At 58.9% G+C, this 22,265-nt stretch carries 25 protein-coding genes; 20 read left to right on the forward strand and 5 right to left on the reverse strand.

The genetic code is table 11. The features are described 5' to 3' along the window. Positions 1-8: 8 nt before the first annotated feature. From CL52_RS16305 to CL52_RS16380, 15 genes are all read left to right on the forward strand, one after another. Entirely contained in the window at positions 9-335 is a 327-nt protein-coding gene (locus tag CL52_RS16305) for a GPW/gp25 family protein (RefSeq protein WP_043223276.1), read from the forward strand. Further along, complete coding sequence (locus CL52_RS16310) at positions 332-1,216, forward strand: baseplate assembly protein (RefSeq protein ID WP_043221823.1); 885 nt, start codon at positions 332-334, stop codon at positions 1,214-1,216. Before CL52_RS16305 ends, CL52_RS16310 begins: the two co-directional genes overlap by 4 nt. Continuing rightward, the gene (locus tag CL52_RS16315) at positions 1,209-1,832 is read left to right on the forward strand and encodes a phage tail protein I (RefSeq protein WP_043221825.1); all 624 of its coding nucleotides are present in this window, start codon (positions 1,209-1,211) and stop codon (positions 1,830-1,832) included. The genes CL52_RS16310 and CL52_RS16315 overlap by 8 nt, the downstream gene beginning before the upstream one ends. Continuing rightward, positions 1,829-2,908 carry a phage tail-collar fiber domain-containing protein gene (locus CL52_RS21735; RefSeq protein WP_052264586.1) on the forward strand — a complete coding sequence of 360 codons (1,080 nt, stop codon included), beginning with the start codon at positions 1,829-1,831 and terminating at the stop codon, positions 2,906-2,908. The genes CL52_RS16315 and CL52_RS21735 overlap by 4 nt, the downstream gene beginning before the upstream one ends. An 8-nt stretch (positions 2,909-2,916) precedes the next feature. Continuing rightward, positions 2,917-3,666, forward strand: coding sequence for a hypothetical protein (locus CL52_RS16330; RefSeq protein WP_043221827.1), 750 nt, complete (start codon positions 2,917-2,919; stop codon positions 3,664-3,666). A gap of 70 nt (positions 3,667-3,736) precedes the next feature. Continuing rightward, positions 3,737-4,897, forward strand: coding sequence for a phage tail sheath subtilisin-like domain-containing protein (locus CL52_RS16335; protein WP_043221829.1), 1,161 nt, complete (start codon positions 3,737-3,739; stop codon positions 4,895-4,897). A gap of 12 nt (positions 4,898-4,909) precedes the next feature. Then, complete coding sequence (locus CL52_RS16340; protein WP_043221831.1) at positions 4,910-5,413, forward strand: phage major tail tube protein; 504 nt, start codon at positions 4,910-4,912, stop codon at positions 5,411-5,413. Between the two features lie 41 nt (positions 5,414-5,454). Further along, complete coding sequence (locus tag CL52_RS16345; RefSeq protein ID WP_043221834.1) at positions 5,455-5,778, forward strand: phage tail assembly protein; 324 nt, start codon at positions 5,455-5,457, stop codon at positions 5,776-5,778. A gap of 49 nt (positions 5,779-5,827) precedes the next feature. After that, positions 5,828-8,257 (forward strand): phage tail tape measure protein, encoded by a 2,430-nt coding sequence (locus CL52_RS16350; protein ID WP_043221835.1) that lies wholly within the window; start codon positions 5,828-5,830, stop codon positions 8,255-8,257. 8 nt (positions 8,258-8,265) lie between these two features. Then, positions 8,266-9,183: a phage tail protein gene (locus CL52_RS16355; protein ID WP_052264587.1), complete on the forward strand. Its 918-nt coding sequence runs from the start codon at positions 8,266-8,268 to the stop codon at positions 9,181-9,183. Then, on the forward strand, positions 9,158-9,364 hold the full coding sequence (locus CL52_RS16360; protein ID WP_200889403.1) for a tail protein X: 207 nt from the start codon (positions 9,158-9,160) through the stop codon (positions 9,362-9,364). The genes CL52_RS16355 and CL52_RS16360 overlap by 26 nt, the downstream gene beginning before the upstream one ends. 3 nt (positions 9,365-9,367) lie before the next feature. Continuing rightward, entirely contained in the window at positions 9,368-10,420 is a 1,053-nt protein-coding gene (locus CL52_RS16365; protein WP_043221838.1) for a phage late control D family protein, read from the forward strand. 65 nt (positions 10,421-10,485) lie between these two features. Then, entirely contained in the window at positions 10,486-10,776 is a 291-nt protein-coding gene (locus CL52_RS16370; protein ID WP_043221841.1) for a DUF6127 family protein, read from the forward strand. 2 nt (positions 10,777-10,778) lie between these two features. Continuing rightward, the gene (locus tag CL52_RS16375) at positions 10,779-11,240 is read left to right on the forward strand and encodes a hypothetical protein (RefSeq protein ID WP_200889404.1); all 462 of its coding nucleotides are present in this window, start codon (positions 10,779-10,781) and stop codon (positions 11,238-11,240) included. Next, positions 11,240-11,695, forward strand: coding sequence for a lysozyme (locus tag CL52_RS16380; RefSeq protein WP_043221842.1), 456 nt, complete (start codon positions 11,240-11,242; stop codon positions 11,693-11,695). The genes CL52_RS16375 and CL52_RS16380 overlap by 1 nt, the downstream gene beginning before the upstream one ends. Here CL52_RS16380 and CL52_RS21155 read toward each other — a convergent pair. From CL52_RS21155 to CL52_RS16395, 4 genes are read right to left on the reverse strand one after another with little or no spacing between them, the layout of a single operon-like run. Then, positions 11,668-13,593 (reverse strand): hypothetical protein, encoded by a 1,926-nt coding sequence (locus tag CL52_RS21155; RefSeq protein ID WP_143008655.1) that lies wholly within the window; start codon positions 13,591-13,593, stop codon positions 11,668-11,670. The two genes, CL52_RS16380 and CL52_RS21155, sit on opposite strands and share 28 nt — an antisense overlap. Positions 13,594-13,597: 4 nt before the next feature. After that, a complete protein-coding gene (locus CL52_RS16385; RefSeq protein WP_043221844.1) occupies positions 13,598-14,350 on the reverse strand; it encodes an SDR family NAD(P)-dependent oxidoreductase in 753 nt (250 codons plus the stop codon). Continuing rightward, positions 14,351-15,652, reverse strand: coding sequence for an FAD-binding oxidoreductase (locus CL52_RS16390; RefSeq protein WP_043221846.1), 1,302 nt, complete (start codon positions 15,650-15,652; stop codon positions 14,351-14,353). Further along, complete coding sequence (locus CL52_RS16395; protein WP_043221848.1) at positions 15,649-16,062, reverse strand: GtrA family protein; 414 nt, start codon at positions 16,060-16,062, stop codon at positions 15,649-15,651. The genes CL52_RS16390 and CL52_RS16395 overlap by 4 nt, the downstream gene beginning before the upstream one ends. Before the next feature lie 28 nt (positions 16,063-16,090). Here CL52_RS16395 and CL52_RS16400 point away from each other — a divergent pair, with 28 nt between their 5' ends. From CL52_RS16400 to CL52_RS16415, 4 genes are read left to right on the forward strand one after another with little or no spacing between them, the layout of a single operon-like run. Then, entirely contained in the window at positions 16,091-16,975 is an 885-nt protein-coding gene (locus tag CL52_RS16400) for a decaprenyl-phosphate phosphoribosyltransferase (protein ID WP_043221849.1), read from the forward strand. Positions 16,976-16,977: 2 nt separating this feature from the next. Continuing rightward, positions 16,978-17,394 carry a divergent PAP2 family protein gene (locus CL52_RS16405; protein WP_043221851.1) on the forward strand — a complete coding sequence of 139 codons (417 nt, stop codon included), beginning with the start codon at positions 16,978-16,980 and terminating at the stop codon, positions 17,392-17,394. Next, positions 17,394-18,377, forward strand: coding sequence for a lysylphosphatidylglycerol synthase transmembrane domain-containing protein (locus CL52_RS16410; RefSeq protein WP_043221853.1), 984 nt, complete (start codon positions 17,394-17,396; stop codon positions 18,375-18,377). Before CL52_RS16405 ends, CL52_RS16410 begins: the two co-directional genes overlap by 1 nt. A gap of 15 nt (positions 18,378-18,392) precedes the next feature. Then, entirely contained in the window at positions 18,393-19,004 is a 612-nt protein-coding gene (locus tag CL52_RS16415) for a hypothetical protein (protein WP_143008654.1), read from the forward strand. An 88-nt stretch (positions 19,005-19,092) separates the two neighbouring features. Here the strand turns inward: CL52_RS16415 and CL52_RS16420 are convergent, their stop codons facing one another. Further along, positions 19,093-19,332, reverse strand: coding sequence for a helix-turn-helix transcriptional regulator (locus CL52_RS16420; RefSeq protein ID WP_043221857.1), 240 nt, complete (start codon positions 19,330-19,332; stop codon positions 19,093-19,095). 386 nt (positions 19,333-19,718) lie between these two features. Here CL52_RS16420 and CL52_RS16425 point away from each other — a divergent pair, with 386 nt between their 5' ends. Continuing rightward, the gene (locus CL52_RS16425) at positions 19,719-22,172 is read left to right on the forward strand and encodes a site-specific integrase (RefSeq protein ID WP_041104567.1); all 2,454 of its coding nucleotides are present in this window, start codon (positions 19,719-19,721) and stop codon (positions 22,170-22,172) included. Positions 22,173-22,265 lie beyond the last annotated feature (93 nt).

The raw sequence follows: 22,265 nt of genomic DNA on the forward strand, positions 1-22,265 counted from the left end.
CCATGGCCCTGATTGGCATGAGCCGTGATAGCGGCCAGGCGCTTTCTGGCATCGCCCACCTCAAGCAATCCATCCGCGACATCCTGAGCACATCTTTGGGCAGCCGGCGCATGCGCCCGGAGTACGGCAGCGAGATTCCCCGCTATGCGGACCTGCCCATCAACAAAGGCTGGATCTCGGCGGTGCAGGCGGAAGCCGCACGCGCCATCGGCCGATGGGAGCCACGCATTCGCCTGTCGGCGGTGCGCATCACCGGCGTGGTCGATGGAAGGATTGATTTTGTGATTGAAGGACAGTACGAGGCCGCGCCTTTGTTGCTGGAGGTGGCGCTGTGATCGACCTGTCGCAACTGCCCGCCCCCGAAGTCGTCGAGCCACTGGATTTCGAGGGCATCTATCAGGACCTGTTGGCGACCTTCCGGGCGCTGATGGGCGATGGATGGACTGCGCCGCTGGAATCTGACCCGGTCGTGAAATTGCTTGAGCTCTGTGCGTACCGCGAGGTGCAGCTGCGTGCGCGTATCAACGATGCCGCCCGCTCGGTACTGCTGGCCTATGCCGTGGGTGCGGATCTGGAACAACTGGCGGCCAATGTGAACGTCTCGCGTTTGCTGGTCAGCCCGGGCGACCCAGAGGCCTCCCCACCCGTAGAGCCCGTCTATGAGAACGATGCCAGCCTGCGTGCCCGGGTCCAGCGGGCCTTCGAAGGTCTGTCCGTGGCCGGTCCCCGCGCGGCCTACGTCTTTCACGCACTTTCAGCCGATGGGCGCGTGGCCGATGCGTCGGCCGAGAGCCCGGCGCCCGCCGAGGTGGTGGTCACGGTGCTCTCGCGAGAAGGCGATGGCAGTGCGGGTGCCGATTTGTTGGACAGAGTAAATGACGCCTTGTCGAGCGAGGAAGTTCGGCCTGTGGCAGATCGTCTCACCGTGCAAGGCGCCCAGATCGTGCCTTATGAGGTCAAAGCCACTCTGTGGCTTTATCCCGGGCCAGAGGTTGAGCCCATCCTGGCTGCGGCGTTGGCACAACTGGAAACCTATGTCGGCACGCAGCGCCGGCTTGGTCGTGATATCCGGCGCTCGGCGCTCTTTGCCGCCCTGCATGTGGAAGGTGTGCAGCGGGTGGAACTGCTGCAGCCGTCCGCTGATGTGGTGTTGACGAGCAGTCAGGCTGCGCACTGCACAGCGATTGATGTGTCTGCCGGAGGCTTTGATGAGTAGCGCCTTGCTGCCAGCCAACAGCACACCGCTGGAGCGGCACCTTGCAGAGGCCACCCACCGAGCAATGCCAGTGCCCATCGCTGATCTGTGGCGACCCCAATCGTGTCCGACCCACTTGCTGCCGTATCTCGCCTGGGCACGCTCGGTGGATCGTTGGGACCCGGCCTGGTCGGGAGCGGCCAAGCGCGGCGTCATTGCTTCAGCCTTTTATGTGCATCAGCACAAGGGAACCATCGGCGCGCTACGCCGGGTGGTCGAGCCTCTGGGCTACCTGATCGAAGTCGTTGAGTGGTGGGAGCGGGTTCCTGTCGGTCCGGCTGGCACCTTCAGCCTGAAGGTCGGCGTGCTCGACACCGGTATCAGCGATGCGATGTACCAGGAGCTTGAGCGCCTGATCGATGACGCCAAGCCACTCAGCCGACACCTGATTGGCCTGGCCATCAGTCTTGAGGCCCGGGGGGCTTGCCCCGTTCACGTTGCTGCCTATGAGGGCGACGAGATGGTTATCTACCCCTATACGCCGGAAGTGGTTGAGGTGGCCGGGCTGGTGTGCATCCAAGGCGCCGACCACACGATCGATCACCTGAATATCTATCCCTGGAGCTCATCGCTATGAGTCAAACCTACTTTGCCATCCTGACCGCGATTGGCGAGGCCAAGCTGGCCAATGCCACGGCGCTGGGCACGACGCTGCAACTGACCCAGATGGGGGTCGGTGATGGCAACGGCAGCACGCCACTGCCCAACCGCAGCCAGACCGCCCTGGTTCGGGAAAACCGCCGCGCACCCTTAAATCGTCTCTTTGTTGATCCTGCCAATGCCAGCCAGATCATCGCCGAGCAGGTCATTCCCGAGGAGATCGGAGGCTGGTGGATTCGCGAGATCGGCCTGTACGACACCGATGGCAACTTGTGCGCGGTGGCCAACTGCCCGGATACCTACAAGCCTGTGCTGGCCGAAGGCTCGGGGCGCACGCAGGTGATCCGCATGGTGCTGATCGTGAGCAACACGGCGGCTGTTCAACTGAAGATCGATCCGGCGATCGTGCTGGCCACACGTGGGTATGTGGATGACGAGTTCGGCCAGCACCTGGCCCACCTTGACCCACACCCGCAATACATGACCACTCCGGAAGTGGCCAGCGCCATCTCTGGCAAAGCGGACAAAGCGACGACATTGGCGGGGTACGGCATCACCGATGGCGCCACCGTCGCTGCCGCTATTCAAGCCGCGCCTGCGGGAGCAGTGGCTTTCTTTGGTATGCAAGTTGCCCCAAACGGGTGGCTCAAAGCAAACGGGGCGGAGGTTAGCCGCGTTATGTACGCAGCGTTATTTGCGGCAATCGGGACAAGCTTTGGTGCCGGCAATGGCAGCACCACTTTTCGCCTGCCGGATCTGCGGGGTGAGTTCCTGCGGGCGTGGGACGACGCGCGCGGCGTTGACGTGGGTCGAACATTCGGTGCCTGGCAGGGCGATTCGTTCAAGAGCCACGACCACGTGATCAATTCAGCCGATGTGTTCAACACCGCAGCGTTTGTCATCAACGACAACGGGGGTGACAACATCGTGAGTTCTGACAACGCGCCAGCGATGTACGCCACCTATCACCCTAATCGCTACTACACCGGCGTGGCGGGCGGTGCCGAAACCCGACCCCGCAACACCGCCTTGCTCGCCTGCATCAAATACTGAGGTCGCCCATGACAACCCTTTATCACTACCACCCCGAAACCGGCGAGCTGATTGGCCAAAGTGCTGCGGACCGATCCCCACTGGAGCCGGATATCTGGCTGATTCCGGCATATGCCACCGATCTGCCACCTCCCAAGCCAAAAGCGCGGCAGGTAGCGGTCTTCCGAGAGAACCAGTGGCAGCTCGCTCCCGATTGGCGCTCGGCAGTGCTGTGGTCTACTGAAAATGGCATTCCTGTTTCCATCACAGAGATAGGCCTGACACCTGCCGATGTTCATGCCACCGAAAAACCACGCCCCAGCCCGGCCCACCGATGGCTGAACGGTCAATGGCAGGAGGATGCCGATTTGAAATCGGCCTTGCTCGATGCGCTGAAAACCCAACTCTGCCAAGAGATCGACGCAGTGGCCGACCAGGTGCGCCGGGAACTGGCAGGCGACCCCTTGCGCGTGGCCGAATACGACCGTGCAGCGCAAGAGGCCAGCGCGTACCAGGCGGCAGGTTACAGCGGTGAAGTGCCAGTCTCAGTGTTGTCCTGGGCGCAAGCCAAGGCGTGGAGACCGCAGGCGGCAGCCGAAGACATCTTGCGGGCTGCCCGCCAGTGGGAGGCTGCCCTTTACGGCTTGCGTGACCAGCGACTCAAAACCAAGGAGGCCATTCGTAGCGCCACCGATCAGGCAAGCGCCCAGGCGCTGGCAGATGCAGGGCAGCAGGCTTTGCGTGCTTTCCACCAGATGGCCAGCACGCCGCCTCCGTAAATTCCGCTTCAGCCCACCTATCCCTTCCGGCCCACCCCTGCGGTGGGCTTTTTACTTTCCGGAGAACACGATGCCCACTTCCTTCTTCCACGGTGTGACCGTCACCCTGATCGACACCGGTCCGCGCCCGATTGCCATTCCGTCCTCGTCGATCATCGGCCTGGTCGATACCTACACGCCTGCCGAGGGGTTGGCCGTGCCCAACAAACCCATCTTGCTGACCTCTTACCGGGAGGCGGTGAAGCAGTTCGGTGCAGGCAGCGCACTGGCCAAATCGGCACGCGGCATCTACGTCCAATCGTCGGCTGTGGTGGTCGCCATCGGTGTTCCCCTGGTCGCTGATGCGGCTACTCTCACCAGCGCCATCATCGGTGGCGTGACGGTCGATGGGCAGCGCACCGGCATGCAGGCGCTGCTCGACGGCAAGTCCGTCCATAACGCCCAGCCTCGCCTGATCGTCTGCCCGGGGCACTCGGGAACCCAAGCCGTGGCCAGCGCCATGGATGGATTGGCGGCCAAGCTCAAGGCCATTGCCCTCGTGGACGGCCCCAACACCGATGACGAATCGGCTATTGCCTACTTCAACAACTTTGGCAGCAAGCGCGTCTTTGCCGTCGATCCCTGGCTCAAGGTCTGGGACACCGAGACCGGTGCGGCCAGCACGGTGCCGGTATCCCCGTATGCCGCAGGCCTCTTTGCCCGGACCGATCGTGAGTACGGCTTCTGGGCATCGCCCTCCAATAAAGAGTTCGTCGAGGTCATCGGCACCGCACGCCCAATCGAGTTCCTGGATGGCGACGAGACCTGCCGCGCCAACCTGCTCAACGCCGCCAACATCACAACCGTCATCCGCGATGGCGGTTACCGCCTGTGGGGCAACCGCACGCGCTCGGCCGATGCCAAGTGGGCCTTCGTCACCCGGGTGCGAACGGTCGATATCGTCATGGACGCCATCCTCTATGGCCACAAATGGGCGGTGGACCGCTCCATCACCAAGACCTACGTCAAGGACGTGACCGAAGGGCTGCAGGCCTTCATGCGCGATCTGAAAGCGCAGGGCGCCATCATCAATTTCGAGGTCTATCCCGACCCCGAACTCAACACCGCGAGCCAACTCGAGCAAGGCCGCGTGTACTGGAACATCCGCTTCACTGACGTGCCCCCCGCAGAAAACCCCACCTTCCGGGTCGAGGTCACGAACCAGTGGATTACCGAAGTTCTCGACATTTAAGGAGCCCTCACCGTGATCCCGCAAACCCTCTACAACCTCAACCTCTTCATCGACGGCGTGAACTTCGCCGGCATCGCCACCCAGGTCACGCCGCCCAAACTCAAGATCAAGGCCGAAGACTACCGGGCCGGCGGCATGGACGCCCCGATCAAGATGGATCTTGGCCTCGAAGCGCTGGAAGCCAATTTCTCGCTCTCGGGCATGTCCGTCGAAGCCCTGCGCTTCTTTGGCCTAGCCGACCAGAGTGCCTTCAACGGCGTGTTCCGGGGTGCGTTCCGTACCCACAAGGGGGAGGTGCAGTCCTGCGTCGTGACCCTGCGCGGCATGCTGACCGAAATCGACATGGGCGACTGGAAGCCCTCGGACAAGGCCGAAACCAAATTCAGCTTGGCCTGCAGCTACTACAAGCTCGAACTCGATGGCCTGCTGATCTACGAGATCGACCCGATCGCCTCGGTACGCATCGTGGATGGCCGCGATCAACTGGCCGACATCCGTGCCGCCCTGGGTCTGTAACCCACTTCCCATCACGCCATCACTCCACCGGAGACCCACCCATGGACCACCTGACCATCAAATTGCAGCACCCGACCGAATTCGACGGCATTCGCCGCGACACGCTGACCCTGCGCGCGCCGCTCGTGCGCGACATGCGCCTGGCCTCACGCCAGGCGCCTACTGACGCTGAAGAGCGTGAGCTGATCCTGTTCGGGATTCTGGCCGGCGTAGCGCCCAAAGACCTGGAGGGCATGCGCTTTACCGACTACAAGCGGCTGCAAGACAGCTACTTTCGCCTGGTGTCCGCTCGCCCGGATGACCGCGCCTCTCCTGAACCTGCTGATGAAGCGACTGGCGCGGGAACTGCACTTCCCGCCGTCTGAGATTGATGCCCTGGACCTTAGGGATGCCCTGTGGTGGCTGGAGGATTGAATGAAACGCGACATTGCACTGGGTATCGTCATTGGCGGCGCGGTTGATGCGTCGCTGGGCCGGGCGGTGACCGATACCCAGTCGCGCATCACCCGCCTCAAGCAGACCGCCGAGCAGCAACGCCTGTGGCAACGCACGATTGGCGAGACGCAGCGCCTGCAAGGCGAGTTTCGCAAACTGCACCTGAGCGGTGATGCGGCCGCCGATGGCATCCGCAAGAAAATCGAGAGCAATCTGACCGTTCTGCGGCAGGCTGGCATTGAAGCGGACAACCTGGACCGCGCCTATCAGCGACTTGGCCTTACAGCGCGAGGGCTGGAACTGCAGGCCGTTGGCCGAGAACGCATCGGCCAGGGGGTTGCGCAGGGGCGTGAAGCGGTGGGCGATGCCCTCAAACTGACCGCCACGGTGGCGGTGCCGGCCACCATCTCGGCCAATTACCAGGCCATTGTTCGCGACATGGCGATCAAGGCTGGTATCGCCGGCACGGCCCGCGAAACACAAATCGGTGAGCAGATCGCACAAAGTGCGCTGGCCAGCGGTATGGGGCGCAACGAACTGGCCGAGGCGGTCAATCAGTTAGTTGGTGGCGGCATGGATCTGGAGCGTGCCGCCTCCTTTGCGCCGCTGCTGGCCAAGTTCGCCGTGGGCCAGGGTTCTGGCAGTGTCGATACCGCGCACATGATCGGCGCACTGGAGCAAAACGCCAGGATCAGCGACCCGGCCCAGATGCAACAAGCCCTGGAGGCAATCGCCTACCTGGGCAAAGAGGGTTCGTTCGAATCCTCGGACATGGCGCGCTGGTTTCCGGAGTTGTTGGCCGAGATGCAGAAGATTGGCATCACCGGCCAGGACTCGGTCAATCAACTGGGCGCCATGCTGCAGGTGCAGATGAAGGTCTCCGGCTCCCCTGATCAGGCGGCCAACAATCTGAAGAACTGGTTCTCCAAGATCGGCTCGCCGGAGACCCAGCGGCGCTACGCCGATGTCGGCATCGATTACGCCGCCATGATGCAAGAGGCCATCGGCAAGGGCTGGAGCACGATGGAGTCCTCCTTTGTGCTGGCCCGGGCCTACATCGAACAGGCCGATCCCCAGCGAGCCCAGCAAGTCTCGGCGGCTGCGCAACGCATCGGCGAGGAACGTGATCCAGCCAGGCAGCAGGCCATGCTGCAAGCCTTCGAGGCCACCATGAAAACCGGTGACCTCTTTGCCGACATGCAGGTCAAGGCGGCGCTCACCGCCTACATGCAAAACGCTGATCTCTATCAGCGACTCAAGCAAAACGCGGCACGCGCCAGTGGTGAAATCGAACAAGACCTGACCGCCCGACGCGAAACCTCCAAACAGATCTGGAGCGAAGTCACCCAAGCTTGGGACGAAGCCTTGCGCCGCATCGGGGATGCTTTGCGCCCGGTCACCGACACCGTTGGACAAGCCTTAGGCTCCGTGGGGCGGGCGCTGGCCACGCTGGTCGCGCAGGCACCCATGGTGGTGGCCGGTCTTGCCACGGTTGCTGGAGGGCTGGTGGCGCTCAAAGGCGCGCGTGCTGCCTGGAACATCGGGCGTGGTGCGCTTGATCTGGCGTGGGGTACGCTCCTGGCGGGCCGATCCGGCAGAGCTTCAGGCATGCCTGGCCTACCTGGCAAGCTGGGCAATCTGGCAAGTGTGCTCACCGGTGGGGCAGCCGCTGGAGCGCAACCTGTGTTCGTGACCAACTGGCCGGGGGTCGGTGCCCTGCCTGATCTGCTGGGCCGCTCTGGCCAGGGCGCAGGCAGGCCCTCTGGGTCGACAGCAGGTGACATGGCCCGTGCGGGTGGCACTTTGGGGCGGGTCGGAGGCTGGCTTGGGAAGGCTGGTGGCCGACTGGGCGGGGCACTGGCCATTGGCTCAGCCGCGTATCAGGTCTTTGATACCGCCAAGAACGCCACCACCCGCGAAGAAAAGGCCCAGGGTTACGGCGGTGCGGCCGGCACGCTGGCCGGCGGCTTGGCCGGCGCCAAGCTCGGTGCCGCAGTCGGGGCACTGGGCGGCCCCATCGGTATCGCGATTGGCGGTTTGCTGGGGGGTGCCATTGGCTCTGTCTCCGGTGACAAGCTGGGCGGCTGGTTGGGCAAGTCGCTGGTGACCAGCCAATCACCGAAGGCGTCCCCCACATTGGCGGCCACGCTGGTGCCCCCCAATCTTGCGCCACCGGTTGCGGCAGGCGCTGCGCTACCTGTACCCAAAGCAGCGACAACGCCCGTGGCCAAGGCACCCGCTGTGCCGCAACAGGTGAATTTCTCGCCCACCCTGCAAATCACCGTCAAGGGTGATGTGAAAGACCCACGGCAACTGGCCAATGAGCTGATGCCGCACCTGAAGCGGCTGTTCGAGCAGTTTCAGCAACAAAACCAGCGAGCCGCCTGGTTCGATGGCGCGCATGTGTGAGGTAACTGATGACCCTGTCTTCCATCACCCAATGGGTCTCCCAGGCCAGCTCATCGGTTGCGCGCGCCACCAGCCATGCGCAGCGACTAGGACAACTGGCGCAGACGGCCCAGCCACCAGAAAACATATTCCGTCTGGCAGCGAACACATCCTCCGAGCTCACGCGCGGCGCCAATGCCCTTAAAAGCCTGGTGACCCTGCTTCCTACCGTCAGCGTGACGGCCTTTGAACGCAGTGCCCTGGGCCGGGGCATGGCCAGCGTGCAGGCTGGGCTGGCTGAGATCAATCGCGCCACGCAGCGAGTCGGCAGCCTGATCGATACCGCCCAATCGGGCACCAAGCGTCTGGACTCGGCGGTGCGATCGGTGCAGAGCGCAGCGACCTCGGTGTCGGCGCAATTGGGTGCACTCAAAGCCCAACTGGGCAGTGCGGGCGCCACGACACCGCTGGCATCACCCACCGCTTCGAGCACACGCCGGGCTGCGGGAACCGGTATGCCGACGCTCTCCAGCGCCCGGCCACACCTGCTGGTGCTGGTCGCCGAACAAGGTGAGCGTTTCTACTTTGGCCTGAACACAGCGGCCTTCGACAGCCTGCGCCGGCAAAGCCAATACAACATCGCCACCCAGGAGCGTCTGGGGCGACCGCAGGCCCTGCAAGCGGTCAACCAGGGCGGTGAGTCGCTCACGCTCTCAGGCGTGGTCTTTGCGCAGATGGCAGGCATGACCCAGCTGAACGCATTGCGCCGGATCGGCTTTCAGATGAAGCCGGTCGAGCTCATCGCCGGCCATGGCGAAACCCTCGGACGCTGGTATTTGGCCAGCGTCTCGGAAGATCAAAGCGACCTGATGGCCGACGGCGCACCGCGCAAGCAGACCTTTACCGTGGAGTTCAAACGCTATGGCGACGACTATCAAAACCTCTGACGGCGATGTGCTCGATCGCCTCTGCCACCAGCACTACGGGCATCTGATGGGCACGGTCGAGGCAGTACTGGAAGCCAATCCGGGACTGGCTGCGCGCGCTCAGCCCTTTGTCTCAGGTGTCGTCATCCATCTGCCGGATCTGGCCCCTGCGCGCACCGACGTGATCAACCTGTGGGACTGACCGATGCGTGCCATCTTCCAGGTGATTGCCAACGATCAGGACATCACCGACCTGCTCAAAGACCGGCTGATCAGCCTGCAACTGACTGACCGGGCCGGGCTGCAGTCTGACGAGTGCGAGATCCGGCTGGATGACCGTGACGACCGGATTGCTTTCCCCAGGAAAGGCGCACAGCTGCGCATCTCGCTGGGTTGGGAGGGCCAGGGCCTCAGCTTCATGGGCGCCTACACCGTGGACGAGATCGAGTTCTCTGGTCCACCACGCACTCTGGTCATTCGCGGCAAGCCGGCGGAGATGGCAGGTCTTGCCAAAAGCCCACGCCAGCACGCCTGGGAAAACGTGCCGCTGTCGCAAATCATTCGCGAGGTCGCCGCCCGCAACCGCTGGCAGGCGGTCTGCTCGATCACCACGACGGTGCCTCGGGCCGATCAGGTCGGCGAGTCGGACTTGAACTTCCTGACCCGCTTGGCGCGTCAATACAACGCCACGGCCACCCTGAAGGACCGAAAGCTCGTGGTCCTGCCGCGCGCTGACGGTAAGACCGCCTCGGGTAAAAGCCTGCCGGTGATCCGTCTCTCACCAAACGAAGTAACCAGCTATCGCCTGACCTTCCCCGATCGGGGCAGCGTTGGTGCCGTGAAAACCCAGGCGCACGACACGAAGACCGGCAAAAAGGTCGACATCGTCATCCCGAACCCGGATGCCCCGGCCGGTTCCAGCAGCGCCACGCATACCGATCGACACATCTATCCGAATCCCAGCGCCGCCAAGGCTGCAGCCAAAGCCAAATTGGCCGGCATGAACCGGCAGACCGCGAGCGGCCAACTGGAGTTGCGTGGCCGTGCCGATCTGGCCGCCGAGAAGTCGGTCGAGTTGCAGGGGTTCAAGCAAGAGGTCGACGGCACCTACCTGATCGAGTCGGTCACCCACCAGCTGGCCGGTCAAAGCTGGAGCACGTCAGTGGAAATCTCAGCCGGCAAGTCAGGCAAGGCCAAAGCCGGGCACAACAAACCCCCTCAACGCACTTCGACCGTGGCCATCCCCAGCGCCCCGTGACCTGCGAATCCTTTTACCCCATCGACCCCGCCACTGTGCGGGGTTTCTTGCTTCTGGAGACCGTGATGAACACACCGAATACCCGAGACGGCTGGGTATCCATGCCGCTGGACGAATTTAAGCGATTGATCGAGGACGCCGCCGAACGCGGCGCCAAGCGCGCCATGACCGATGTCGGTCTGGATGGCGAAAGTGCAGCCGCCGACATCCGTGAACTGCGCGGATTACTCGAGGCCTTCAACACTGCCAAGCACACGGCCTGGCAGACCTTGGTGCGTATGGTGACCACGGGCTTCATCCTGGTCTTGGTCGCTGGCGCACTGATCAAGTTGAAGCTCTTTGGGGGAGGTCACTGATCATGCTGACCTTGCTCGGATCACTGCTGGGTTTCCTCAGCAGCACCTTCCCGGAATTCCTCAAGCTGTTTCGCGACAGCCAGGATCGCAAGCATGAACTGGCGATCCTGGATCGGCAGATGGAGCAGCAGCGGCTAGGCCACAGCCAGCGTCTGGAAGAAATCCAGATTGCAGCTGATGTTGCCGAGAGTCAGGCGCTGTACAGCTACGCCAACCATCCCTCCAACTCACCATGGGTGGAGGCGTTACAGGCGTCGGTGCGCCCGGTCATCACCTATGCCTTCTTCCTGGTCTTTGCAGTGGTGAAGGTCTCGGCACTGTTCACCTTGCTTGAAACCGACGGGATCACCCTGGCAGCAGCCCTGCAGGCCACTTGGGACGAAGAGACCCAGGCGCTGTTTGCCGCTGTGATGTCCTTCTGGTTTGGCAGCCGCCAGATCAGCAAGATGCGCCGGGGTGGCTGATGCGTCATGTCACCGAAGCGGGGCTCGACCTGATCAGGCGGTTTGAAGGCTTCAGCCCCACCATTTACATTTGCCCGGCTGGCTACCCGACTATCGGTTACGGGCATGTCGTTCTGGCACATGAACAAGATCAGTTCGCAACGGGCATCACGCCAGCGCAGGCCACCGATCTTCTGCGTAAGGACGTGAGGATCGCCGAACGAGCCTTGCTGCGGCTGATCTCGGTGCCACTAACGGACGGGCAGTTCGATGCGTTGGTCTCTTTCACCTTCAACCTCGGTGCCGGGGCGCTACAGCGCTCGACACTTAGGCGGAAGGTGAATCGTGGTGAACACGAAAGCATCCCCGCTGAGCTGATGAAGTGGGTGTGGGCTGCGGGGAAAAGGCTGCCGGGGCTTGTCCGTCGAAGGAAGGCGGAGGAAGCCGTTTACTGCACCCGGTCGACTCTAATGTAGAGGACTTTTAGATCTACATTTGGTCGGGCCAGTGTTCGTATCTCAATCTTCTCCATATTTTGTCCCGAATTCAACGCGAACTTACCGACAATATTTTCGGTTGCTCCATCAGTTCCTGCAATCGGCCCATAATTCAAAACCTTTGCTTCATTGGGAAGAGCAAGTACAGTATCCCAATCCCCTACAGTCTCTCCCTTACTCGCGGTGCTTGAGTACGCAATTTGAAAGGTGTATTGGCCGGTTGGAAGTTGCTCGTAAGGGCCAAAAGTTACATGGCCCGATTGAGCATTGTCTTTTTTTTGCATTTCGCAGTCGGCTGTTTTTTCTCCAATTATTGTGGGCAGCTCGCATGCCTTCCATGTATATGAATCACCCACTGAGACAATTTTTCTAACGCGCATTTTGTCCTTGCCATACATAAAGACTAATTTGCTTCCACAAGATTTCACTGATTTTGGGGTGCCATTTATGCGCGTTAGTACTTCGGAAGATATCTTGTATGGAGGCGCGGCGCTCTCCGAGATAATAGCGAAGTCATAGGATTGCTTGAAATATTCTTTTGATGTAATCCAATACATTTCCCCCAGATTGTCGAAGTGTTGAGCGACGTTTAGATTTAATCTGCTGAAATTCTGAAGATATTTAGCATCCCAGTACTGAGCGATTCCATTATGAAGATTCTCCTTTTCGAGAGCATTGTCTATGCAGGATATCTCTTCCGGATAGTATTGTTTTTCGATCCCATTGCTCATCATGGAATGGTATGACGACCAGCTCATGGGCGCCAATATCAGCAAAGAGATTGCAATTGCTATATTGGAGAAATGGTCACGCAGGCGGTAACTCAGGAAGATAAAAACAACAATTACTGGCCAAGAAAGCGCTGGAATTAGATATCTACTTGTAATCGGCAGGTTTGTCACCAGCGACACTGCTCCGAGTGTTGCGCAGAAGGATAAAAAAGAAAATGTGGCAAGCCAAGATAACTCAGAGCCTTCTCTTTCACCTCTCATGAGTTGGGTGAAAGAGTTCAGTACGATTCCAATATAGAGCAGAAAAATAAGACCAAACGCTGGGTTGTCTATTGTTGCCGAGTGGAGTAGTTCATAAATATCTTTTAGGTTTGAAGATAGCTTATCGATTCCTATAGCTGTAGGGTAACGGGTTTGATTTTCTACAGCCCACTTGTAGGATATCGATCCAAGGAGACTGCAAATTGCTAGAAGTATTGGAGGGATCTTGTTTTTGAATGAAAAATCGCGCCCCGCTATTGCAGTCAAAATTTGAACTGCAATAAATGGCGCAATAAATTGAACTAGGAATAGATTGTCTGATAGCGTGGTGACATAAGTAATTGCTGCCATGAGCAAAAAAAGTCGCGATCTCTTTTTGCTTTGGTCTTCGTTGTTAAATTTAATCCATAAGGCCACCAAAAATATAGCTGAGAGAAATGCGCCATAGTGATAAGCACTATTGAGGATTAAAACAAAAGGCTCGCCAGCGCTCAATGCTAGCCATATTAAAATAACTAGCCCAGTTGATGCTGTGAGAAATGAATTAACCTTGGCAGTTACACTTGCGACAAACCAAATCGCAAAAAACGTCAAAGTTGTCTGGATTAATGCAAATAAAATTATTTGGCTGTAAGGTGTCGATCCGATCAAGTAAGCCAGCATGAATGCTGGATAATCGGGAAAAAAGTATGGCGCCGGAGTAAGGAACCAATCTTTAATCCTCCCGTTATTCTGAAAAATATCTGAAAATAAAGTGGGGAGATAAAGCGCATCCGAATTAAATAGATGGCTTTGGATAGGAGATCCCGAAACGTAACTTGCGAATATATTGGCCAGACTTAAAGTCAGCAAAAAGAACAAAAATATGTTTTTGCTTTTATTCATGAACTTAGATATCCAGCTTGTTGAAGACGATAGAAGGCAGATGTCGAATAACCATCATGATCAACCACCACTTCCCAGGCGCGTAGATAACCGGCTTACCCGATTCCACGCCCTCAACAATCTGCTTTGCCACTCCTTCAACAGGCGCGAGCTTGGCGCCCTTGCCCTTGAGGTGAGCCGTCATCGGGGTATCAGTCGGGCCAGGTTTTATCAACACCACCTTGACCCCGCTACCCGCAAAACGGTGCTGCAAGCCTTGGGCGTAGCGCGTAACCAGTCCTTTGGCTGCGCCGTAGACATAGTTGGACTTGCGCCCCCGGTCGCCGGCCACAGAGCCGATCAATGCGATGGTGCCGTGATTGGCTTTTTCCATCTCTTTGGCAAAGGCCTCGGCATAAAGGACGGGTGACACCCCGTTGATCTCCAGTGCATCACGGCAAGACTGAAGATCAGTCTGGCACTCGGTTTGCTCTGGCAGCGATCCATGCGCAATCAAGACGATATCGACGCGCCCCGATTTGACGATATCCCCAACCGTGGCGTTTATGGCTTCAGGATTCAGGAATTCTGCTTGGGCAACCCGAATCTCGGATTGCGGGCTACGTACCTTGAGGTCTGTTGCAACCCGCTCAATGCGCTGCGTATCGCGGCCCACCAAAGTCAGGTCGGCTGGCTGCTTTTCCAGCCAGAGCCTGGCGCAGTGCTCGGCGATTGCCGAGGTGGCGCCAATAATGACGATTCTCTTCTTGTTGTTCATTCAACTTCCCATCAAACGGCGTGAAAGACCGGAGCTAATCCCCGGGTCTCTGTATTTCATGAATTCAGCCAGGCGCGGATAGCCTGCTTCAAAGAGTTCTCTGGGCATTCGTGCATCCTTGGCCAGATAGATGCGGCCCTTGGCCTCACGCACGATGGCATCCAGGCGTTCGAAAAGCTTGTGCGTGCGATCCCCATGATTCGGAAAGTCCAGTGCCAGTGTCACCCCTGGCTGTGGGAAGCTCAGCATCCCCACCGGCTGGCGGTTGCCAAACGTCTTCAGGACAGCGAGGAACGAACCATCTCCCGATCGGGCGATTTCTTTGAGCATGGCCTGAACCGCGTCTTGCCCAACTTCGCGTGGAACCACACTCTGGTACTGGAAGAAGCCCTTCGGGCCGTACATCCGGTTCCACTCGAGCAGGTTGTCCAGGGGATAGAAAAACGGCTCGTAGTGCGTGATGGCCCGCCCGGCCTGCCACTTCTTGAGTTGGTAGTAGGCCATGTTGAAGGGGCGCAGCGACAGCCGATTGACCAGGGAAACGGGCGGCACCATCGGCATGGTCAGTTTACGCCCCTGAGGTGCCAGGCGATCTCCGACGTTGGTGGGGTTGCCGCGCATGAACAAGCCGCGCCCGCCGCCCCCCGTAATGCAGTCAATCCAGGACACCGTGTGTTCCCAATCGGCCTCGGAATAATCCGCGAGCCGGAAGAACTCGTCCAGATTGGCATAGGGCACGGTCTCCGTGTCCAGCCAAGGGCCGGACACACGGCGCAACTGGATCTCAGCTTGGGTGATCACACCCGTCAGGCCCAATCCTCCCACTGTGGCGGCGAACCAATCAGGTCGCTCATGTGGTCCGCACTGGATGATCTCGCCATCGGTCCGAACGAGAGTGAGGTTCTGAACGTGATCGCCGAATGAGCCCAATACGTGATGGTTTTTGCCGTGCACATCGTTGGCGATCGCCCCTCCAACGGTCACCAGTTGAGTCCCCGGCGTCACGGGCAGAATCCAGCCGCGCGGAATGACCTGGCGCTGGATGTCCCGCAGCAGCACGCCAGCCTCACACACCAAGCGGCCGGTGCTGTCGTCGAAAGCGATGAAATGATCGAGCCCGGTTGTGACCCAGAGCGTACCTTCTGAATTCAGGCAGACGTCCCCGTAGCTGCGACCCATGCCATGGGCGACGCCAGGGTGGGTCCCATGGCAAACCAGCGCCTTAACCCTAGAGGGATCATTCAGGCCGACGACATGATGAGGATCGGCGCTCAAGCGCCCCCAGGAAGTAACCGGCTTCATACGACCTCCGTGCGGAAGACGTAACGCTTGTCGAGGTGGTACTTGGTCAGGTAGCCGATCGCAAGACCAATAACGCCGCCGAGGTAGCGCATTTCCTTGGTCTCGAAGATGTGATGGAAGCCAAACTCGAAGCCCCAGAAGATCACGGTCGTGACCAGGCCCATGACGGTATAGAGGGCGAAAGTCTGTGTGTCGTGGGCGACGCTGCGTGCCCGGAAGCGGAAGATGTAGCGCTTGTCGAGGATGTACTTGACCACAAGCCCGACGCCCGTGCCCACGACGACCGAGGCCAGGATGTCGAAGGCGCCGCTGTAGGTACGGATGACAAGATCCTGAGCGCCAATGTTTGCTGCAGTTGCGATTAGTGCGAAAATGGCATAGTTGATCGCCAGCTTAGACGAGGCAAACATTCAATGATATCACCGAGGTTCAAAAATAATGCATGATACCGTAATGGCCCGCTCGCCTCTAGCTCAGATGCTGGGCTTAATCAAGCTGATGCGGCCAAAGCAGTGGGTCAAGAACGGCTTTGTTCTGGCGCCGCTGGTGTTTTCTGGGGCGTTTTTGGATGCTGGTGCGGTCAGTCATGCCCTTTTGGCAGTGCTGCTGTTCTGCGTCGCCTCGTCGGCGACCTACATCATCAACGACATGCACGACATCGAGCGCGACCGTCGCCACCCGAAGAAGTCCAAGACCCGTCCCCTAGCGGCCGGTACCGTTTCGGTGCCCTCTGCGCTGATCCTGCTCACGGGTCTCTATGCTGTGCTGGTATGGGGCTGGTTCGTTGCACCAAAGGTGGTGATGGTTATCGCGGCCTATCTGGTGCTGAACCTGGCCTACACCTTCGTGCTCAAGCACCAGCCGGTGGTCGACATCTTCACCATCGCCATTGGTTTTGTCCTGCGCGTCTACGCGGGCGCCATGGCACTGGACGTGCCCGTGTCCTCCTGGATGTTCATCACGACCCTGTGCCTGGCGCTGTACCTGGCTGCCGTCAAACGCCGCCAGGAGCTCAGTCAAAGCGGAACGGAGGGCCGCAAGGTGCTGGAGAAGTATTCCGTTTCGCTGGTGGATCGCTACGCTGAGATGTCGGCAACCGGGGCGCTGCTGTTCTACAGCATGTTCGTGATGTCCGCCAAGCCCGAGTTGGTCATCACGGTTCCGTTAGTCCTGTTTGGCCTGTTCCGCTACTGGTTCGTGGTGGAGGCCCTTGATGGCGGCGAGTCGCCAACTGATGCACTGCTGGCTGACTGGCAGCTGTTGCTTACCGTGGTGCTGTGGGTGGCTGCCTGCGGCTGGGCACTTTGGCCAGTGCAGGGGTGACCATGGATTTCTCTTACGCCCTGACCCCATTTCTGGCTTGGCTCGTCGCTGGAGTCTCAAAATTCATTATCAACAGCATCAAGGCCAAGCAACTCGCGTTCGGTCTCATCGGCTACGGTGGGTTGCCCAGCAACCACAGCGCGATCGTCAGTAGCATGGCTGCGCTCATTGCCCTCAAGGAGGGTGTCGGACACCCTGCCTTCGGTGTCGCCATTACACTGGCGTTTATTGTGATGCTGGATGCCAATAGCCTGCGCCGGCAGGTGGGGAAGCATGCGGTGGCCATTAACAAGTTGGCAGCCGGGGCATCTGACCATCAGGCACTGCGCGAGCGCATGGGCCACACCCGATTGGAAATTGCCGCCGGCATCGCCGTGGGTATCGCGGTTGCCGCCGCAGTGAGCGTGATGTTGGCTTGATGGATGAATCACGGACGGCCGATGCTCAGGCGATAACCCAAGCTACCGCGAGCCGGATTCCGGTTCGATCGATATCTTTGGCCATCGTAGTGACGGTGGTGATGTACGTCGGCATGGCGACTCTGGCGGATTGGGAGGCGTTTGGTGCTGCGGTCTCGGCGCTGCCCGGGATGCTTTGGGCGCAGGTGGTGGTGCTTTCCTTCCTGAGCTATCTCCTTCGGTTTTCCCGCTGGCATCATTTCATCGTTGCTCTGGGGCACAAGGTGCCGATCCTTCGCAACCTCGAAATCTACCTGGCGGCATTTGCGCTGACACTCACCCCGGGCAAGGCTGGAGAAACGATCCGATCCGTTTATCTCCATCCCTACGGCGTCAGCTATCCACACAGCATTGGCGCCTTTGTGTCGGAGCGGCTTTTGGATTTGGTCGCAGTGGGGGCTCTGGCGTCGCTGGCGGTATCGATGTTCCCGGAGCAGCGGCTGTGGATGTTTGCTGCAATCGCCTGCATCGTTATCGTCACTTTGCTGCTCCGCTCGCGTCTGCTCAGCTTGATTGGAAGGCGAGCCGCAGGCAGCTCAGTTGCTGGCCATGCGGCAAACCTGGTTGCGTCCGTTCGTTTTCTATTGTCGGGTCGGCGAGTCGCTGTGGCCGCACCTTTGAGCCTTATGGCCTGGATGGCGCAGGGCATCTCGCTTTATTTGATTGTTCATGCGCTTGGCTATGAATTAACGGCCAGCACCGTCGTCGCGATTTACTGCCTGAGTATCTTGGCCGGCGCTGTGTCGTTCATCCCTGGTGGGCTGGGGGCGACAGAAGCCGCTATCGTGTTGCTTCTGTCGGCGGCAGGCGTTGGACTGACGGATGCCATCACCGCATCGCTCGTCAGCCGGAGTCTCACGTTATGGCTTGCCGTTGGTATTGGCGTTGTGGCGATGACCAAAGCCGCTCTTGCCAATCGATCTACGCGCTCGGCGCAAAGTTAATAGTAGGGTTTCGCGATGAAACACTCACCCCCGGCAGAAGACCTCTCCGCGCACCTGAAGCGACAGCTCGTTTTTCTCCGGAATTCTGTTGCCGCTTATGACAACGGGTGCCCAGAGGAGGCCATACGCATCGGTGTCGCTATCCGTGTTCTTTGCCACGACACTCAAAAAAGTGAGTCACTGCTTACAAAAATGGGGCGAAAGCATACTTTGCCGTTAGTGACGACCGCAAAGACTGTGCCGAATGACTTTCTCGAAACCACGGATTTCGGGGAGTTAATGGCAGGTATGACGTTTGGCCACAAGCTCGAATATGACCCGGTACCGGGAGATTCGCCTACCATTCTCTGTGCTGATTGGTGGGAGCAGCCTGTTTTCATCCGTGACAAGAAGGCTTACACACGGAAAGACGTCGTGCTTGCAGCGGCCAACAAGGATGGTGGTGCCCACGTCGACAACCCTGATGCCAAACTGCAAGCGCTTCAGGAGGGTTTCTGGATCAGAACGGTGACGCATGCTGACGGCACGAAGAAGACGGAGCCTTTAGCTGACAACCACTTTCGGATGCTGCGCCGCTTCGCCGAAGAGTTGCTCTCGAGTAAGGAGTTGCTCAAACTGGCAGATTGACGGAGAGCTTAGTGGGGTAGAACATCATGCCTATTCGACGAAATCGGTCTGTGTACCCGCTCCTGACGTGTGATTGCCATTACCGCTGTCAGCATCGCCCGGCGGCCAATGGCTGCCCGGACAACTTCGTGTGCTTTCGGAACTCGGCAGTCGATGACACCAGACACTCGTTTTCGTAGGCCTCGATGTCGGACAAACGGTAGATGACCTTGCCAGGCAACCGGATGTACTTTGGTCCGGTGCCGATGACGCGCCAGCGCTCCAGCGTCTTGGGTGACAGCCCCCAGCGCTCGGCCAGTTGCTGTTGATCGAAATGGGTGGTGGTCATGGTGAACTCCTTGTGGTGAATGGGAGCCCATGAACGCTCTGTTTCGGGAAGGTAGCAAGTCCTGCGGGTGGTCTGGGAGGCCTGGGCTGTACATGGATGCTGTGGCCCCGGTTGGACAAGGGTCAAGATTGGTATCCAGTGTCGACCGTCGAAAAGTGATCGAACCAAGCTGGTTTTGAGGTAGGATGCGCCCCGGTCAAACCTTTCGCATCGGTACGCAAGAGTAGGAGCATCCTGTTTTGCGTACATTCATGCCACTGTCGGTGGCGGGCGAGTGTCCCACCACCAATTCAACACTGAAACCCGTCTAGAACGCGGGTTTCAGACCAGATTTGATGGCATTGGATTACTCACAGTCCGTCTGTGAATCCAAAAGGTATGCCATCATGTCCCAGCGCCAAAGCAAAACAGGTGTTCCGCACCTCGTCTATCAAGCCAAAACCGGCTTTCAGTACTACCTCACCTTTCCCAAGCATTTCGCGCTCAACCCACAGCTACCAGCGCAAATCCGCTGGTCTCTGGGTTATGACGAAGCGCTTGCTCGCAACCTGGCTGCGCATCTGAACCTGCGGTTCAAGCAATTCCTGCAAAAAACCAATGAGGACCGTGTTCGATTCTCCTCGCATAACGTTCTCTTCGAGCTCGAAGAACTACACCACCTCGTGCAGCAAAATTTGGAGAGCACGCGGATGGTGTGGCGTATTCGCCCCTCTCCCAGCAAGCTCGCATCCATTGACCCCACGCCGGGCTATGAGCGTTTGATGAGGGAATGCCAAGAGCACCCGGTTCTCTTTACTGAAGAGCCAGGCGGAGAAATACACTTCGCGCTGTTCCCTAGTCAGAAGCTAACGAAAGTCCTCAATATCGGCTTCACGCGCTTCGACTGGCCTCTCGGTACTCGCGACCCCGCAGTGGCAAACAGCGCAGCGATCTACATCTACAACGCCATCACAGCTCTAGAGACGCTGCCGCTCACAGGTATCCGTTACGCCCCCGGGCATCCTCTCGTCTCTCTGATGTCGTTCTATGAATATCTGTGCTTCGCGCGCCCGGACCAGGGCCGGAATCTGCTGCACATTCCGCCGAGCCTGCCCCAATCTGCATACGCCGTCGGCTTCTGGCTGAATCAGCAGCAAGTGGACATCGACTCGCTTGAAATCTGCAGTCGTTTCGTAGTCGTGCAAGAAGAAAGCGGGCTTTATTCTCTGCGTATTCCGCTCAGCCACCCTCGCCTGAAAGCGAACCCTCAGCGCCCGTCTGAAATCAATGTCGAACTGCTGACCAGTTCGCCGATCGTCGCGTTGCTGATGATCCAAGCAACGCTTATTCAGATCGATAAGATCTTGCTGCAGAGCTTTGTGGAGCACACTTCGACTGATGCTTATGAGCGTGCAATGCAAGAAATCAGCGATCTGATTCGGCGCACACTCGGACCAATTCTGCCAGCTGAACCGATGACTTCACTTCCGGAGCTGGCCGCTGCAAATGACGCCACTCCCGCCCCACAAGACCCCGGCACCCTGGCACTGCTCAGTGCGCTGAGCAGCGTTCTGCCCGAGGCACAAAAAACGAAACTGGCCACGCTGTTTGACACCCCGGCAAGTAATGACCGTTTGATTCCAGCGGGCTTGAGCAATCCTGAGCAGCTCAACTTTGCTGCACTCGTCAATGAGTTCGAAGAGCGCCAAATCCGCGAAGGGGCTTGGAGCAATCCGCGCACACGCATCACGATGCATGCACGTCTCGAAGGACTTGCCGAGCTCATTGGTGGTCACAGGACACTCGACTCATTGAGCCGTTCAGACTTCAACGCACTGCGCGATCAGCTCCGTAGCTATCCGAAAAACCGCCACCGCCTGCGGGCCACACGCTATCAGCCCTTGAGCCAAATCATCCAGGGTGGCAAGTACGAGCCCATCAATGCGCGCACAGCTAAGAAGTTTTTTGAGCTAGCGCGGGCGGTCGTCGGCTATGCGCACGACCAGGGTTATCTGAAAGAGAACCTTGCCGCTGGCCTGGTGTTCAGCACGAAAGGCGCCCCCTCACCACGCAAGCGCACCTACACTCACCGGCAGATTGAGCAACTGCTTAATGGCCCCGTGTATACCCTCAAAGAACCTCCGCGCTGGCGACTGGATGACTATCGCTTCTGGCTGCCACTGCTCGGCCTCTATACCGGTGCTCGCTTGAGTGAGCTTTGCCAACTTCGCCTCGGGGATATCCGCGAGGAGCTTGGTGTCTGGGTGATCAGCATCAGCAGTTCTGGTGCACGTCAGCTAAAAACGGCGGACTCCGAGCGCCTCGTGCCGCTGCATAAAGCCATTCTTGAAGCTGGGTTTTTAGAGTTTCATCAGCAACGCCTGGATGCGAATGACGGAGATCTGTCGGCCCAGCTTTTCGACAACATCCGCGTGTATGGCGATCTGTCGCCTGGGCATGTGGCAAGCCGCTGGTTTATCGGCTCCAGCAAGGAAGACCAAGGTTACCTGGGTCAATGCGGGCTGGGCGATGACGAGCTGACTTTCCACGGCCTGCGGCATACGTTCATCAACCAATTCCGTCGGCAGAAGCTCGACATGCTGATCGGCAAGGCCCTAGTCGGGCACGCGGACCGCAGCACCACGGGTGGCTATGGAGATTGCTATCCGAGCTATGTTCTCAAGGAAGAGCTCGACAAGATCGACTTCGAGGTCCCCGTTGAGCATATTCATTACTCCCAATACCTGCTTCTGAAAGACCGTCAAGGCTCCTTCAAGGTAGGACGGCCTAGAGGAAAAGCCTCCCTCAAGAGCTCAAGTTGGTCCGAAAAACGGCATTGGAAGTCATTTATCCAAAAATAATTTCTGAGGCCGGAGAAAGGGGAAATCTGACATTTCCCCTTTGCTAGCAAGGCTTTTCGATATTGACAAATTGTCAATAAAATCTATCAAGAT

This window comes from Stutzerimonas balearica DSM 6083, from assembly GCF_000818015.1.
Classification (GTDB): Bacteria; Pseudomonadota; Gammaproteobacteria; order Pseudomonadales; family Pseudomonadaceae; genus Stutzerimonas; species Stutzerimonas balearica.

Excerpts from the sequence above, each read along its gene's own strand:
- CL52_RS16420 (WP_043221857.1), bottom strand. The coding sequence starts at position 19,332 with ATGACCACCACCCATTTCGATCAACAGCAACTGGCCGAGCGCTGGGGG.
- CL52_RS16390 (WP_043221846.1), bottom strand. The coding sequence starts at position 15,652 with ATGAAGCCGGTTACTTCCTGGGGGCGCTTGAGCGCCGATCCTCATCAT.
- CL52_RS16425 (WP_041104567.1), top strand. The coding sequence starts at position 19,719 with ATGTCCCAGCGCCAAAGCAAAACAGGTGTTCCGCACCTCGTCTATCAA.
- CL52_RS16360 (WP_200889403.1), top strand. The coding sequence starts at position 9,158 with ATGGCGACGACTATCAAAACCTCTGACGGCGATGTGCTCGATCGCCTC.
- CL52_RS16375 (WP_200889404.1), top strand. The coding sequence starts at position 10,779 with ATGCTGACCTTGCTCGGATCACTGCTGGGTTTCCTCAGCAGCACCTTC.
- CL52_RS16330 (WP_043221827.1), top strand. The coding sequence starts at position 2,917 with ATGACAACCCTTTATCACTACCACCCCGAAACCGGCGAGCTGATTGGC.
- CL52_RS16405 (WP_043221851.1), top strand. The coding sequence starts at position 16,978 with ATGGATTTCTCTTACGCCCTGACCCCATTTCTGGCTTGGCTCGTCGCT.
- CL52_RS16395 (WP_043221848.1), bottom strand. The coding sequence starts at position 16,062 with ATGTTTGCCTCGTCTAAGCTGGCGATCAACTATGCCATTTTCGCACTA.
- CL52_RS16415 (WP_143008654.1), top strand. The coding sequence starts at position 18,393 with ATGAAACACTCACCCCCGGCAGAAGACCTCTCCGCGCACCTGAAGCGA.
- CL52_RS16370 (WP_043221841.1), top strand. The coding sequence starts at position 10,486 with ATGAACACACCGAATACCCGAGACGGCTGGGTATCCATGCCGCTGGAC.
- CL52_RS21735 (WP_052264586.1), top strand. The coding sequence starts at position 1,829 with ATGAGTCAAACCTACTTTGCCATCCTGACCGCGATTGGCGAGGCCAAG.
- CL52_RS16410 (WP_043221853.1), top strand. The coding sequence starts at position 17,394 with ATGGATGAATCACGGACGGCCGATGCTCAGGCGATAACCCAAGCTACC.
- CL52_RS16400 (WP_043221849.1), top strand. The coding sequence starts at position 16,091 with ATGCATGATACCGTAATGGCCCGCTCGCCTCTAGCTCAGATGCTGGGC.
- CL52_RS16350 (WP_043221835.1), top strand. The coding sequence starts at position 5,828 with ATGAAACGCGACATTGCACTGGGTATCGTCATTGGCGGCGCGGTTGAT.
- CL52_RS21155 (WP_143008655.1), bottom strand. The coding sequence starts at position 13,593 with ATGAATAAAAGCAAAAACATATTTTTGTTCTTTTTGCTGACTTTAAGT.
- CL52_RS16335 (WP_043221829.1), top strand. The coding sequence starts at position 3,737 with ATGCCCACTTCCTTCTTCCACGGTGTGACCGTCACCCTGATCGACACC.
- CL52_RS16380 (WP_043221842.1), top strand. The coding sequence starts at position 11,240 with ATGCGTCATGTCACCGAAGCGGGGCTCGACCTGATCAGGCGGTTTGAA.
- CL52_RS16315 (WP_043221825.1), top strand. The coding sequence starts at position 1,209 with ATGAGTAGCGCCTTGCTGCCAGCCAACAGCACACCGCTGGAGCGGCAC.
- CL52_RS16385 (WP_043221844.1), bottom strand. The coding sequence starts at position 14,350 with ATGAACAACAAGAAGAGAATCGTCATTATTGGCGCCACCTCGGCAATC.
- CL52_RS16345 (WP_043221834.1), top strand. The coding sequence starts at position 5,455 with ATGGACCACCTGACCATCAAATTGCAGCACCCGACCGAATTCGACGGC.
- CL52_RS16355 (WP_052264587.1), top strand. The coding sequence starts at position 8,266 with ATGACCCTGTCTTCCATCACCCAATGGGTCTCCCAGGCCAGCTCATCG.
- CL52_RS16365 (WP_043221838.1), top strand. The coding sequence starts at position 9,368 with ATGCGTGCCATCTTCCAGGTGATTGCCAACGATCAGGACATCACCGAC.